Source organism: Bradyrhizobium sp. SZCCHNRI3052, assembly GCF_032484895.1.
Lineage (GTDB): Bacteria > Pseudomonadota > Alphaproteobacteria > Rhizobiales > Xanthobacteraceae > Bradyrhizobium.
Map to the genome: position 1 here is coordinate 694,460 of NZ_JAUETW010000002.1, position 14,104 is coordinate 708,563.

Sequence of the window (14,104 nt, forward strand, 5' to 3'; positions counted from 1 at the left end):
ATGAGTTCGTGACACGTTTCCGGATCGGCACCCGCAAGAGCACGATGGCCTTGGCGCAGACGGAGGAGATCGCCCGTCGGCTGCAGGCGGCGATTCCGTCGCTCGACATCGAGATCGTCAAGTTCGAGACGACGGGCGATTCCGACCAGACCAGCAAGCTGCTCACCCACGGCGGCAAGGGTGGCGCGTTCGTGGCCGAGATCCGCCGTGCCATGCTGGACGGCCGGCTGCATGCAGCGATGCACTCGCTGAAGGACATGCCGGGCAATGAGGAGACGCCCGGTCTGGTGGTTGCCGCGCTGCTGTCGCGCGATCCGCCGGGCGACGTGCTGGTGCTGCGGCGCGGGCTGTCGCTGGACCAATTCCGCAACGATGGCGGCCGGGGCTTCAAGATCGGCACCAATGCCGTGCGCCGGGCCGCCTATGCGCGGCGGCTGTTTCCGCACGCCGAGCTGATCCATTTCCGCGGCGCGGCCGACACCCGCATCCGCAAGCTCGACAATGGCGAGCTGCAGCGGCTGCCGGATGGCGGCGCCGTGGGACCGGCCGATGCGCTGATCATGGCGCGCTCCGGGCTGGAGCGGGTCGGTCTTTCTGATCGCGCCTCGTACGACTTCCCGGTCGCCGACATGCTGCCGGCGGTCGGGCAGGGCATCGTCGCCGTCGAGTGCCCTGCCTCCGATTGGGAGACGCGGCGCATCCTGGCGACGATCGACGATGCAGCGGCGCGGACCTGCGCCGACGCCGAGCGCGAGGTGCTGTGGGTGCTCAACGGCCACTGCAACTCGCCGATCGCAGGATTTTCGACCATCGACGGCGGACAGCTGACGCTGACCGCCTCGGTGCTCGACGAGGACGGCGGCCGCTTCATTGAAGCACAGCGCTCGGCGCCGGCGGATCGCCCGCGCGAGCTCGGCCGGGCGGTCGGGCTCGAGCTGCTCGCCAACGGCGCGGCCGAGCTGATCGAGCGCAGCCGGCCGCGCTAGCAAGTCATCCCTTGTAGGCGCGCACCCGCGCCAGCATCTGCTCCACATGGGCGATCGGCGTCTCCGGCAGGATGCCGTGGCCGAGGTTGAAGATGTGCCGTCCACCGGAATAGCTCGCCAGCACGTCATCGACCGCCTGGTCGAGCGCCGCGCCCCCAGTGAGCAGCGCCAGCGGATCGAGATTGCCCTGCACCGCGACCTTGCTCTGCACCCGCTCGCGCACGAGGCCCGGCTCCGCCGTCCAGTCGATGCTGACGGCATCGATTCCGGTCTCGGCGACGTAGCCCGGCAGCAATGCACCGGCGCCGCGCGGAAAGCCGATGATCTTCGCATCCGGCCGCGCCTTGCGCACGCCCTCGACGATGCGTCGCGTCGGCGCGACGGACCAGCGCGCGAACTCGCGCGGCGACAGCACCCCGGCCCAGGTGTCGAAGATCTGCAGCGCGTCGGCTCCGGCCTCCAGCTGCTTCAAGAGATAGCCGATCGAGCTGTCGACCAGCGCGTCGATGATCGTGCCGAACGCCTCGGGATGGCGATAGGCCAGCAGCCGCGCCGGTGCTTGGTCGGGCGTGCCTTGGCCCGCGACCATGTAGGTCGCGACCGTCCACGGGGCGCCGCAAAAGCCGATCAGGGCGGTGCTCGGTGGCAGCTCGGCCCGCACCCGGCGCAGCGCCTCGAACACCGCTTGCAGCTTCGACAAATCTGCCTTCGCCGACAGCGTCGCGATCTTGTCCGGCGCATCGAGCGGGTCGAGCCGCGGGCCCTCGCCGACCTCGAAGCGGACGCCGCGGCCGAGCGCATGCGGGATCACCAGAATGTCGGAAAAGATGATCGCCGCATCGAAGCCGAAGCGCCGGATCGGCTGCAGCGTCACTTCAGCCGCGAGCTCGGGATTGAAGCAGAGGTCGAGAAAGCCGCCGGCCTTGGCGCGGACCTCGCGGTACTCCGGCAAATAGCGGCCGGCCTGCCGCATCATCCACACCGGAGGCAGGCTCTGGCGCCGACCGGCCAGCACGTCGATGAAAGGCTTGTTCACGGCAGTCTCACTCACGCTCGGGCTCCGCAACCTTCGGGAACAGTTTACCGTCCGTGATACATGCCCACGCGGTTCCGGCCAAGGTCATATCGGCTCGGGAGTCGCCGGAGATGCGATCGTCCCCACAGTTGCGGGACGTCACATCGAGGGGAACACGTCCGTCGCCCCTGCGTTGTCGTTCCACAGGGAGATCGATCATGGCTGAGAAATTCAATCCCGCGCCGCACGACAAGCACGCGGTTGATCCGCGCGAAGCTGCGCGTCTCGACCGTGCGACTGCAACGCAGCTCGACAAGGGACTGATGGACACGTTTCCGGCATCGGATCCGGTGAGCCTGCAGCAGCCCTCGACGACCCGCGTGAAGGGCGATGACGTTGACCTGGACCATTCGCCATCGCTTTGGGAAAAGGTGCGATCGGTGTTCGTTCGCTGAACTAACAGGCTAAACGCCCGCCTCGAGCGTGGCGCCGCCGTTGTTTGTCCGTAGTAGTACGGGAGCGGCCGTAGTCTTACGGGTCGGTGCGGACGCCCTCGGACCAATCGCATTTCAGAGTTAAATAAGATGTCCATGGGACTCTCGCGGCGTCCGGAGAGTCCCGCGGAATGGACATTGGTGCGACCAGAGTTGATCGAAGCCGCCTGCCAATGTGGGCGGCTGGCGTGCTTGCGCTCGTGTCGGTCACGATTCTCGCTTACAGCGTATGGGGCGAATGGACTTCCCGACAGGCGGAGGTACGCAATGCCGAAACCGATCTCGGCAACCTCGCTCACTCGCTCACCCAGCACGTTGAGGATACCTTCGAGCTTGCGGATTCGCTGTTGCGCGGCGTCGTCGCCGCGCTCGAGACCGATGACGGCAAGCCCGGTGCGATCGCCCGACTGCAGACGATTCTGAAGACGAGGAAGGCCAATCTCGGCCGCATCCGGGGCATCTTCGCCTATGGCGAAAACGGCGACTGGCTTGCCACCACCGAGGACGTCACGCTCACCAACTACAACAATGCCGATCGCGACTACTTCGCACACCACAGGATTTCGGCCGATCGCTCGCTGCTGATCGGTCGTCCGGTGCAGAGCAGGGCCGGCGGTCAATGGGTCATCACCCTGTCGCGGCGCTGGAATCACGCGGATGGCCGGTTCGGCGGCGTCGTGCTGGCAACCATCGACGTTGCCTATTTTGCTCAGTTCTACCGTCAGTTTGCCGTCGGTCGTCAGGGCACGATCAGCCTGATGAGCCGTGACGGAGCCGTCCTCGCCGACAATGCGGAGCCGGACCCGCAGACGCTTGGGCGCCCCATACCTGAAGCGATACCCTATCATCCGGCGTCGGGGCCGTTGCATTTCCGGCGGCTCGGCGAACCGTCCGAACGCATCGGGTTCTATCAGCACGCGCAGCGCTATCCGTTCCTCATTCTCGTGACGCGCACCGAGGCGGAGGTCCTGGCGGAATGGACGCGTGACGCGCTGGTCCGGCTGACGGTGCTGGTCTGTCTGGTTGCGCTGGTCATCGCGATCGGCATCTTCCTCGCGAAGCAGTTGCTGCAGCGGCAGCAGCTCGCCGCGGCGCTGGCGGCAAAGGAGGAGAACTTCAGGTTGCTCGCCGAAGGCTCCAGCGACATCGTGACGCGGATCGAGCTGGACGACTGCATCGGCTACGTTTCGCCGTCGACCATGCGCGTGCTGGGCTGGCACCCGTCGCAGCTCCTGGGCAAGCGCGCGCTGTCCGGTGTGCATCCGCTCGATCGCCCGCAACTGCAGGAGATCCTCGATCAGCTCAGGAGGGGCGCCGTCGACGAGGCGCGCGCCACCTATCGCATGCGTCGCCGCGACAAATCTGAGATCTGGGTCGAGACCACGATCCGCGCCACCCGTCAGCCGGATGGCGCGCTCGACGGCTTCGTCGCCGTCACCCGCGACGTGACGCAGCAGAAGACGCTGCAGGGCCGGCTCGAGACGCTGGCCATCGAGGACGGCCTCACCGGGCTCGCCAACCGCCGCCGGTTCGACGAGCGGCTGCTGGAGGAGTGGGGCAGGGCCTACCGCGACAAGACTTCGCTGGCGCTGCTGATGATCGACATCGACCACTTCAAGGCCTTCAACGACGCCTATGGCCACCCGGCCGGCGACGAATGCCTGCACACCGTGGCCGGCATTCTGGCCGACGAGGCGCAGCGCAGCTCGGATCTGGCGGCCCGCTACGGCGGCGAGGAGTTCGCCGTCCTGCTGCCGAACACCGATGCCGGGGGCTGCGCCAGGCTCGGCGAGCGGATCAGGCGGGCACTGCACGAGGCCCGCATCGTCCACGATCACAACCCGGTGGGCATCGTCACCGCGAGCATCGGCGGCGCGGTGTGCCGGCCGGGCTTCGAGCGCTCCGCCGGCCCGGCCTCGCTGATCGAGGCGGCCGACCGCGCGCTCTATGCCGCCAAGGACGCCGGCCGCGACCGTCTGATCATGGCCGGCGAGGTGATCGATCTGCCCGCCGGCAAGGCGCCGGCGACCGTCCCGGCCTGAGATCGCCGCCCGCTCAGTAGTGCGGCGGAGGCTCATTGCGCGGCCCCTCGGCGTTGCCTTGCGCGTCCTCGAGCCGCTCGACCAGCAGGGCGATCCGCCGCTTCAGCGCGTCGATCTCGCGCCACTGCGCAGTGATGGTCTGGTTCAGCGTCTCGATCGTGTCGTCCTGGAAGGTGAGGCGCATCTCCAGCGTGTCGATCCGCTCGCCGAGCTCCGCGTTGGATGGCTCAGAACTGCTCATCGCGTGCGCCCTCCGGAACGGCCTTGATGGTGGCCTTGCTGTGCTCCCGCAGCCCGTGACCGAGCGCCACCCGGTCGTCGAACACGAAACAGCCGCCGCGCCAGCGGCTCTCGGATTCCGGGATCTCCTCGAGATACTTCAGGATGCCCCCCTTGAGGTGGTAGACCTCGGAAAAGCCGCGCGCCAGCAGCAGCGCGCTCGCCTTCTCGCAGCGGATGCCGCCGGTGCAGAACATCGCGATCCGCTTGTGCCTGGCAGGATCGAGTGCGCGTTCTGCAAAATCCTTGAACTGCCCGAAGCTCTGCAGGCCTGGATCGACCGCGCCTTCGAACGTCCCCATCGCCACCTCGAACGCATTCCGGGTGTCGAGCACGACGGTATCCGGCGCGGCGATCAGCGCGTTCCAATCGGCGGGACTGACATAGGTCCCGACCTGCCGGGTCGGATCGGCGGCGGGATCGCCGAGCGTCACGATCTCCCGCTTCAGCCGCACCTTGAGGCGCCGGAACGGCATGGCCGTGGCGCGCGAGTATTTCAGCTCCAGATTGTCCAGCCGGCCGGCGAACAGCGTTCCGTCGCGAAATGCGCCTACCAGGGCGGCAATTGCCGGCTCGGTCCCGGCCACGGTGCCGTTGATGCCCTCCTCGGCCAGCAGGACGCTGCCCCTGATGCCGCGCTCGGCGCAAAAGGCGTGGAGCGGCGCGCGCAGGTCGCGAAAATCCGGCAGGGTGACGAACTGATAGAAGGCGGCGACGGCGAGGGGCATGCGGCCGTTTACCAGCAGAGCTGACCATAGAAAAGCTGGTATCCCCGGGCATTGCCGAGCCTGGAAGGAATGTGCGATGTAGCCGGCCAGCACTGGTATTCCAACCACCACACGATCACGCAGCGAGCAACGATGAGAAGCTTCCACTTCCCAGGCAGGTCGACGGTCCACGCCCAGAACGGAATGATCGCGACATCGCACCCGCAGGCGGCGCTGGCCGGGATCGAGGTGCTGCGGGCCGGGGGCACCGCGGCCGACGCCGCGGTGGCAGCCTGCGCCCTGCTCGGCGTGATCGAGCCGCAATCGACCGGCATCGGCGGCGACTGCTTCGCCTTGGTACAGCCCAGGGGCGAAAGCCGGATCATGGCCTATAACGGCTCGGGTCGGGCGCCCGCCGCCGCGACCGTGGACTGGTACCTCGAGCGCAAGATCCATTCGGTCCCCCTGACCTCGGCCCATGCGGTGTCCGTCCCCGGCGCGATCGATGCCTGGGACCGCATCCTGCGCGACCACGGCCGGCTCGGGCTCGACCGGCTGCTGCAGCCCGCGATCCGCGCCGCGGAGGACGGCTATGTGGTGGCGCCGCGTGTCGCGTTCGACTGGAACAACCAGTTCGAGAAGCTCAAGAACGGCACCAACACCGCGCGCTACTTTCTGCCGCATGGCAAGGCGGCAGCGGTCGGTGACGTGATCCGCCAGCCGGAGCTGGCGCAGACCCTGCGCGTCATCGCCAAGGAGGGGGCGAAGGGCTTCTACACCGGTGCCGTCGCCGAGGACATGGTGCAGACCCTGCGCGGCATCGGCGGCCTGCACACCTTGGAGGATTTCGCCAACCACCAGACCGAGGTGACCTCGCCGATCGGCACCACCTACAAGGATTACGACGTCTGGCAGTGCCCGCCCAACGGTCCGGGCATCACCATGCTGGTGATGCTCAACATCCTCTCGCGCTTCGACCTCACGCGCATCGATCCGCTCAGCGTCGAGCGCTTCCACCTCGAGGCCGAGGCCGCCCGTATCGCCTACATGATGCGCGAGCAGCACATCGGCGATCCCGCGCACATGACGACCGAGGTCGCGAGCATCCTCGCCAAGGAGTTCGCCGACGAGTACATCTCGCAGATCAGCCTCGACAAGCTGCTCGACCTGCCGAACGTCGCGCCGCCGATGAATCCGGAGACCGTCTACATCACGGTCGTCGACCGCGACCGCAACGTCTGCTCCTTCATCAACTCGATCGCGCATTCGTTCGGCTCGGCGATCGTCTCCAACGAGACCGGCGTGCTGCTGCAGAACCGCGCCGGCGGCTTCCGCATCCAGCCGGGCCATCCGAACTGCATCGGCCCGGGCAAGCGTCCGCTGCACACGATCATTCCGGCGCTCGCCACCAAGGCGGGCCGCGCCCAGATGTCGTTCGGCGTCATGGGCGGCCAGTATCAGCCGGTCGGCCAGACCCACGTTCTGACCAACATCCTCGACTACGGCTGCGACGTGCAGGAAGCGATCGATATGGCCAGGGGTCTGCATTACGAGGGCGTCTATCAGCTCGAGGACGGCGTGCCGGCCGAGGTGGTCGAGGGCTTGCAGAAGATCGGCCACAAGACCACCAAGGTGGTGTCGCCGCTCGGCGGCGGTCAGGCGATCTGGATCGACTGGGACAAGGGCACGCTCACCGGCGGCTCCGACCCGCGCAAGGACGGCTGCGCGCTGGGGTATTGAGGCGGCGCCATTCGTCATCGCGAGCGCAGCGACGCGATCCAGAGCCGTGGCTGTCACTCTGGATTGCTTCGTCGCTTCGCTCCTCGCAATGACGATGGTGGCTACGCAAGCTGCATCCACACACACCACTGTCGTCCCGGCCTTGCGCCGGGACCCATGACCCCAGGCAGTGGTTTGAGGCAGGCCAGCCGTTAGTTCTTCGCACGTCACGTCCGCCGCGGCGTATGGGTCCGGATCGGCGCCGCGACACGCGGCGCGCGTCACGGCTTGTCCGGGACGACGGCGGTGGACGGGGGCGGATACACGGCTCAAACAACGATCGACACATGGTCTCGTTCTCGCGGCACGGACGCCCGAGGTCTGCGATCAGTTCGTCCCTCTCGAAAGGCAGAGGGCGCAGGGAATGCCGGGTGAAGGCCTCACCCATGGCCCGCCTGCGAAAAAAATGCAGGCGGCAGGTACCACAGGCAAAGCCGATTCAACCGGCATTCCCTGCGCGACGGTCTTCACGCTTATACGCAGTCTCCCTGGTGCGCCGGGCTTGTTGGCCACCATTGCGACAATGCGCTTGCGCGCACTGCGCGTGATACCAGCATCGGGGTATCAGGACGCTGCGACTTCACGTCCGCGAGCTGCCGTTCGTCCGCGCATCCGAAAATGCGCTGCGGCTTCATCGCGGCCATCGCTCCCCGCCTCGCGTGTCGTGACGATCGCGCGCAACGCCCCTCCGCAATGAGGCGGGATGCGCGGAGATAATCATGATTTCCGATTATTGGCAAGAGGATTATTTTTTTCGGAAACAGGTGCCGGGCTGGTCAGCCGCTCCCGCATGAGCTAAACCGCGGCTCCCGTGAACGAGCAGAGGCGGTCTGGAGCATGCGGCGTCCGATGAACAGAAGAGTTGCGCTGATGGCGGCGGCATCGGCCGCGGCCGGTGTCTTGCTGGGCTCCCGCGCGGTCTCGGCACAGACCAGTTCCGCCAAACCCACAGGAAAGACCATGACCACTCCCTCCGGACTGCAGATCATCGACACCAAGGAAGGCACCGGCGCCACGCCGACGCGCGGTCAGACCTGCGTGATGCATTATACGGGCTGGCTCTATGAGAACGGCCAGAAGGGCAAGAAATTCGACTCGTCGGTGGATCGCAACGAGCCGTTCGAATTCCCGATCGGCATGAAGCGCGTGATCGCCGGCTGGGACGAGGGCGTCGCCACCATGAAGGTCGGCGGCAAGCGTACCCTGATCATTCCGCCCGAGCTGGGCTACGGCGCCCGCGGCGCCGGCGGCGTGATTCCGCCGAACGCGACGCTGATGTTCGACGTCGAACTGCTCGGCGTGAAGTAGAGACGCTGCCTTCGCCCGCTCTCATCACGAGCCGAGTTGATGCAAAGGCTCTCACCGCCGTCATTGCGAGGAGCCGCAGGCGACGAAGCAATCCAGTGTCCGGTCGGGGACTCTGGATCGCGTCGCTTCGCTTGCGATGACGGACGTAAGCATGAGCTATTTCTCGGACGTGATATAAAACGAAAGGATCGGCCCACGAGGAGCCGATCCTTTTAGTTTCTATTGAGCTTCATCGCGCTACCTCAGCGGTCGCGCCGATCCTGCTCAGAGGTTCTTGTTGGCGGCGCCGGCGGCAGTGTTCACCGCGTCCTTGGTCGCCTGCTTGGCATCGCCCAGCGCCTGCTGGCCCTTGCCCTTGATCTCCTGCACGGCACCCTCGCCCTGCAGGCGCTCGGAGCCGGTGGCTTCGCCGATGCCCTGCTTGGCCTTGCCGATGGTCTCGTTGGCGACGCCCTTGATCTTGTCGGTGGTGGCACCCATGATTTCGTCCTCCGTTGTTCGTGTGAACTCCACCGATCCAACGCACGCAATGCAGAAAGGTTCGCGCGGAACTGCGAATAGCTTCGCTGCGGCATTTCGGCTAAGAACGGTTGGTTCCCTCGAACCGACGAAATCCCGAGAAGAAATCATGTCAGGCTCTCACGATCACGCGCACGGCCATTCCCACGATCACGGCGACGAGCGCTGGAAGCACGACGGCGTCCGCGTCATTCCGGGCAATCAGCTCGATTCCAACGTGCCGTCGACGCCGGGCATGGACCGCAAGGCGGCGATCAACTTCGCGCGCGTCGGAGCGCAGAAATTGTGGGCGGGCACGGTCACGATCAGGCCTGACGCCAAGACCGGGGCGCATCATCACGGCCATCTCGAGAGCGTGATCTACGTCGTGAAAGGCAAGGCGCGGATGCGCTGGGGCGATCGGCTGCAGTTCACCGCGGAGGCCGGTCCCGGCGATTTCATCTTCGTGCCGCCCTATGTGCCGCACCAGGAGATCAATGCGAGCCCGGACGAAGTGCTCGAATGCGTGCTGGTGCGCAGCGACGGCGAGGCGGTCGCGATCAACATCGACATCGAGCCGGTCGAGAAGCCCGAGACGGTGCTGTGGATCGACCCGGTGCACCGCGATCCTGCCGAATCGAAGTCGTAGCCATCAAGGAAATGGCGGAGCCGTCTCGCGACGGCTCCGCCGGGCAGGGAGCGGCTATACCGCCTTCCCTCTCACACGCGAAGCAGGGGCGACTGTCGCGCGTGTGTCTCGCTGGTCGTTGCACCCGAGCCGTTGTTCGGATGAATGCTGATCAGGCCGCCTCGTTGGCGCGGCGCCAGCTTCCGAGCCTGGCGGTTGTTCAGGATGTGGCTGACCAAAGTGGTCTTCCCAGCCCCGAGGAAGCCGGACAAGACCGTGACGGGGAGTTTGCGCATCGAGATCGAACAGCCTCTTCAGGGGAAAGGGTCGGTGCCGGCGGGCGGGCATGCGGCCTCTTTATGCAATGTTATAACGTAACATCATCTGAAACGGGAGAGGGTGTCAAGGGGAGAGAGTGGCGACGAAGGCGTGAGTGGGCGGGCTCGCGGCCGCTTGGGGAGTCGGCAGAGGCGGCGGCCGAGACGCAGGGCTCGAGCGGCTCTGGTGAGCTGGTGAAGCCCTTGCAGTGCTGAAACGACGCTGCAGCCGCCAGCGACACCGCGTTCCCTCTGCCGTGAAGAACGCGGAGAGGGAAGCAGTATCGGTGGCGGGATGCAGCTCCGTTTCATCTCCTAAAAGAGGAGCTGATATCTTTTCGTGTAGCCGGGTCGTCAGTCCCTGCGACAAGCTACTGAAACAGCACTCACGAGAATTGGCTCAGCTATGGCACCTACCTCGACAGGAACGCCGTGCCGGCCGGACCACTGGCCGCCGACATCGACAGTGCGCCGGGCGCGATCGCCCAGTTGGTCTGGTTCAGGATCAGCGTGTTGAACACCATCGTGACGCTGTTGCTGCTCATGGTCGAGACCGAGTTGATGGTGACGTTGCGGCTCGGCAGATACATCAGGCCGGTGTAGGACGAGCTGCTGGTGCCGTTGATCGGCAGGTTCGTCGTCGACAGGCCGCTCGGCTCGTACATCAGGATATTGGCGTAGGTGCCGCTGGTCGGCGCCGACAGCGTCGCATTGACGTTGCCGTTGAAGGTGAGCGTCGCGTTCTGGTCGACGAGGTAGAAGGTGACGCCGCTGCCGGTGACCGTCCACCCCGAGTTGAAGGTCATCGCGCCGCCCTTGATGATGTAGAGGCCCGGATTGAGCGTCAGCGTGCCGGAGCCGTTGAAATTGGTCGCGCCGCAATAGACGCCGGGATTGAGGGTGACCGAGCCGGGATCATAGACTTTGTTGTTGGTGGTGCACGCGCCCACCGTGACGGCGGGCAGCTTGCCGGCAAATGGGTCGGAGATCGCCGCGCAGCCAGTCTCGGCCGGCGGAGTGACGCCGCCGTTCTTGGTGATGTTGGTGCCCTTGATGCAGATGCGCTTGACGTTGAGCGTGGCGTTGAACATCGCGGCCGGGCTCTGCGTCGACAGCACGTGGATCTCGCAGCTCGGCGCATTGAGCTGGGCCCCGGAATTCACCAGCAATGATTGCGCGTTGATGGTGCTGACCAGCAGGATGCAGACGGGCGACGTGGTCTGCGCGCCGGCCTTGGCCGTTGCGGACGCCGTCACGCCGAGCGACGTCGTGCCCATCACGTTGAGGAACGAGGTCTTCACCGAGGTCGTCGCAGTGCCCGACAGCGAGCCGTCGCTGTTGGGCGTGAAGGTCGCCGTTGTGCCGGTGCCGAACCGGCCTCTGAAGCTGCCCGAGAACACCGCGCTCGCGGTCGACACCTGCTGCGCGCTCGCCTGGGTCACGCCGGCGAGGACCGCGGCGTCGACCGACTTCTGCAACTGCGCCCTGGTGTCGCTCGACTTGGCGAAATCGACCGCGGCGCCGACCGACACCAGGATCGGGATGATGGTGATGGCGAAGATCATGCTGATCTGGCCGTCCTTCGCGCGGCCAAATCTCCATGCCAGATCGCGAAGAGTCTTCGACGAAATCGATGCGGTCATGTGCGACGCTTCCTGCTGATGGCTGTCCGAGGCTCGATGCCGGCGGATGCGAGCCCCTGCTGCAAAGGAAGTGGCGGTCAGACGTTACCGCATGCTGAATCCGGTTCCGTAAAGGAAACCGGCAGCGGAGTAGCGGAAGCGGAAGGTTATCAGGCCGTTTGCCGGATCATCGACAGGTGCCCGTTCGCACCACTCATTGGTAGCAGTCGCGCGAATTGCCTGTATTTGGCGGTGACGGCTTGTGAGTTGCAAGCGGTCGGATTGCGCCCGCCGGTGGATGTCGCGCTAACGAGGCGAACGCCAGATCCGGGGCGAGAGAACGCGGCTGCACACCAATGCGTAGAGCGCGGTCACCAGGATGACGGTGAGATTGACCATGACCGCGTTGAGCGCGCTCGGCAGCCCGACTCGCAGGATGTCGGCGAACAGCCGGCCCTGGTGCACCCGCCAGGGGCCAGCGCCAGCCGCTAATAATGGACGCGCAGGCCGATGCCGCCGTGGATGGTGTTGCCGACCGGCTGCGGGCCGAGCGTGCCGTTGACGAACAGATCGGCGATCCAGCCCTGCGGCAGGCGGAAGCCGAGCCGGCCGCCATATTCGAACCAGCCCTGGTTGCCCATGGTCGGCGTCACCGTGCCGTTGCCGGTGACGGTGGCGACGATGCCGGAGCTGGTCGCGAACGACTGGACGTAGCCGCCATTGATGTTGGCCTCGATGCTCGTGCCGAACAGGTGGGTCCACTGGCCACCGACCTTGACCAGGCTGGTGCGGTCGGTGCCGCCGGCGATCGTCGCATCGAACGGGTTGAAGGCCACCGTGGGATCGCGATAGCCGGCGACGTGCTGCCACAACTGCCACAGCTCGACCGATGCCGCGAGCTCGTCGCGCGGCGAGAGCCGGCTGATCCAGCCGGCGCGGCCGTAGACCGCGTAGTTCGATGCCGTGGTGGTGCCGTCCACCGTGACGTTGCCGAGGCTCGTTGCATAGCTCCGGCCGTAGCGCACGCGCTCATAGGGCGTCAGGATCGTGCCGACGTCGAAGAACGGCCGCGACGAGCCCCAGTCGACGAAGTCGTAGCGCAGTGCGAAGGCGCCGATCGGCGCCGACGTCACGTGGTAGCCGTTCTCGTCGTAGTGCGTGTAGGCGAGGCCCGCGAGCAGCGCCAGATTGTTTGTGAGCTGCTTGCGGCCATGGATGCCGGCCGAGAACGAGCCGGCCGAGCCGAATGCGCTAATGCAGTCGTTGCAGTTGACCTGCTCGTTGACGCCGAGCAGCACCAGCCCGAGCACGCGGTTGGTGATCATCTGGTTGAAGCGCTGGTCGGCGAGGCCGTTGATCGCGTTCGCGCTGTTTCCCGCGCCGGTGGGCGACGGCGACGGGGTCGGCGAGATCGAGGGAGAGGGCGTCGGTGTCGGACTTGAGGTCGATGTCGGCGTGGCCGACGGCGTCGGCGTCGCGGTGGGCGAGGAGGTCGGCGACGGCGACGGGCTGGGGCACGGCGCCGCCGCGAAATTGTCCACCCCGCAACTGCTCTGCGCGGCGGCCGGCGCGGCTTGCAGCGCAAGCGCGAGCAGCCCGCCGGCGATGGCGGTCATCAGGAGAGCAAGCTGACCGCGGTGCGTTCTCATCGTCATCGCCCGCACAGGATGCCGGTGAAGTCCTGCGGCGGCGCATTGCTGGCGAGATCGGTGACCGTGCAAAGGCCGGATGTCGACGCGCAGGTCGCGGCAAAACTCCAGGACGGATTGCTGGTCTTCTTGATCGCGCTTCGGCCGTTGCCGGTCGCGGTGATGATCGCGGTGTCGCCCGGCTGCGTCAGCTCGAGGCATTGGAAGGTGAGGGTGCAGACCCGCGAAGCGCCTTCCTGCAGCACGACCATGGTCTGGCCGCGCTGCGAGCGGATGTCGAGGATGGTGCCGCGCACGCCGATGGTCGCGAGCGGCGTGTTGATCTTGTAGGCGGTTTTCTCGGAATGGCCGGTGACGAAGCGGAACGCGCCGGTGCCGAGCCGGATCGCGATATCGCGATAGCTGGTCTCGTCGTTGAAGACGGTGCGGTCGAGCGTCAGGGTGGCGTTGGCGCCGAGCGAGAGATTGGTGCTGTCGATCATGACGAGCCGCGCGGCGCTGTCATTGCCGGTGCGCACCGTCTCGTTGCGCACGACGCCGTCGCCGACATTGATCGGACTGCTCGACGCGCCTGCCACGCGCAGCACGTCCTTCTGCACCAGCACGGCCTCGCCGATGCGGCCGTCGGCGCTTGCCCCGCCCGCCAAGCCCAGCAGGGCGGCGGCCGAGATTGCAGCGACACAGGCTCGGCGACGCTGATTCATATCCACACCGAAGATTGTTCCTTGCCCAATCTAGCCGAAGACGGCGCGCGGGGTTGTTGTAAAATAGGCACAAGTT

The 14,104-nt window shown here is 66.2% G+C and carries 14 protein-coding genes and 1 pseudogene; 6 read left to right on the top strand and 9 right to left on the bottom strand.

Features of this window, described 5'->3' with window-relative positions:
- Nucleotides 1-8: 8 nt before the first annotated feature.
- Nucleotides 9-986 carry a hydroxymethylbilane synthase gene (gene hemC, locus QW887_RS08360; protein ID WP_315718248.1) on the top strand — a complete coding sequence of 326 codons (978 nt, stop codon included), beginning with the start codon at nt 9-11 and terminating at the stop codon, nt 984-986.
- 4 nt (nt 987-990) lie between these two features.
- On the opposite strand, the gene hemE is transcribed toward hemC, so the two are convergent.
- Nucleotides 991-2,022 carry a uroporphyrinogen decarboxylase gene (hemE, locus tag QW887_RS08365; RefSeq protein ID WP_409977991.1) on the bottom strand — a complete coding sequence of 344 codons (1,032 nt, stop codon included), beginning with the start codon at nt 2,020-2,022 and terminating at the stop codon, nt 991-993.
- Between the two features lie 197 nt (nt 2,023-2,219).
- Between hemE and QW887_RS08370 the strand changes: the two genes are divergently transcribed.
- On the top strand, nt 2,220-2,456 hold the full coding sequence (locus QW887_RS08370) for a hypothetical protein (protein ID WP_315718250.1): 237 nt from the start codon (nt 2,220-2,222) through the stop codon (nt 2,454-2,456).
- A 170-nt stretch (nt 2,457-2,626) separates the two neighbouring features.
- Nucleotides 2,627-4,537 carry a diguanylate cyclase gene (locus tag QW887_RS08375; RefSeq protein ID WP_315718251.1) on the top strand — a complete coding sequence of 637 codons (1,911 nt, stop codon included), beginning with the start codon at nt 2,627-2,629 and terminating at the stop codon, nt 4,535-4,537.
- Between the two features lie 13 nt (nt 4,538-4,550).
- Here the strand turns inward: QW887_RS08375 and QW887_RS08380 are convergent, their stop codons facing one another.
- Both QW887_RS08380 and QW887_RS08385 read right to left on the bottom strand, forming a co-directional pair.
- Nucleotides 4,551-4,778 (bottom strand): SlyX family protein, encoded by a 228-nt coding sequence (locus tag QW887_RS08380; protein WP_315718252.1) that lies wholly within the window; start codon nt 4,776-4,778, stop codon nt 4,551-4,553.
- Complete coding sequence (locus QW887_RS08385) at nt 4,765-5,544, bottom strand: rhodanese-related sulfurtransferase (RefSeq protein WP_316194372.1); 780 nt, start codon at nt 5,542-5,544, stop codon at nt 4,765-4,767. The genes QW887_RS08380 and QW887_RS08385 overlap by 14 nt, the downstream gene beginning before the upstream one ends.
- A 132-nt stretch (nt 5,545-5,676) precedes the next feature.
- Between QW887_RS08385 and ggt the strand changes: the two genes are divergently transcribed.
- Both ggt and QW887_RS08395 read left to right on the top strand, forming a co-directional pair.
- Nucleotides 5,677-7,263, top strand: a complete 1,587-nt coding sequence (ggt, locus tag QW887_RS08390; RefSeq protein ID WP_315718254.1) for a gamma-glutamyltransferase — start codon at nt 5,677-5,679, stop codon at nt 7,261-7,263.
- Between the two features lie 888 nt (nt 7,264-8,151).
- Nucleotides 8,152-8,610 carry an FKBP-type peptidyl-prolyl cis-trans isomerase gene (locus QW887_RS08395; RefSeq protein WP_409998083.1) on the top strand — a complete coding sequence of 153 codons (459 nt, stop codon included), beginning with the start codon at nt 8,152-8,154 and terminating at the stop codon, nt 8,608-8,610.
- A 264-nt stretch (nt 8,611-8,874) separates the two neighbouring features.
- Here QW887_RS08395 and QW887_RS08400 read toward each other — a convergent pair whose 3' ends face one another.
- Entirely contained in the window at nt 8,875-9,090 is a 216-nt protein-coding gene (locus QW887_RS08400) for a CsbD family protein (RefSeq protein ID WP_315750360.1), read from the bottom strand.
- A 148-nt stretch (nt 9,091-9,238) separates the two neighbouring features.
- Between QW887_RS08400 and QW887_RS08405 the strand changes: the two genes are divergently transcribed.
- Nucleotides 9,239-9,757, top strand: coding sequence for a cupin domain-containing protein (locus tag QW887_RS08405; protein WP_315717363.1), 519 nt, complete (start codon nt 9,239-9,241; stop codon nt 9,755-9,757).
- 173 nt (nt 9,758-9,930) lie between these two features.
- On the opposite strand, the pseudogene QW887_RS08410 reads toward QW887_RS08405, so the two are convergent.
- The 5 genes and pseudogenes from QW887_RS08410 to QW887_RS08430 all read right to left on the bottom strand — a co-directional run.
- A pseudogene (locus QW887_RS08410) lies at nt 9,931-10,032 on the bottom strand (GTP-binding protein); the annotation flags it as partial.
- Between the two features lie 434 nt (nt 10,033-10,466).
- Complete coding sequence (locus QW887_RS08415) at nt 10,467-11,696, bottom strand: Tad domain-containing protein (protein WP_315827018.1); 1,230 nt, start codon at nt 11,694-11,696, stop codon at nt 10,467-10,469.
- A gap of 285 nt (nt 11,697-11,981) precedes the next feature.
- Nucleotides 11,982-12,140, bottom strand: a complete 159-nt coding sequence (locus tag QW887_RS08420; RefSeq protein WP_315750456.1) for a hypothetical protein — start codon at nt 12,138-12,140, stop codon at nt 11,982-11,984.
- A 23-nt stretch (nt 12,141-12,163) separates the two neighbouring features.
- Nucleotides 12,164-13,330 (bottom strand): hypothetical protein, encoded by a 1,167-nt coding sequence (locus QW887_RS08425; protein WP_316194373.1) that lies wholly within the window; start codon nt 13,328-13,330, stop codon nt 12,164-12,166.
- Nucleotides 13,327-14,028, bottom strand: a complete 702-nt coding sequence (locus QW887_RS08430; protein ID WP_315717360.1) for a FecR domain-containing protein — start codon at nt 14,026-14,028, stop codon at nt 13,327-13,329. The genes QW887_RS08425 and QW887_RS08430 overlap by 4 nt, the downstream gene beginning before the upstream one ends.
- Nucleotides 14,029-14,104: the final 76 nt, after the last annotated feature.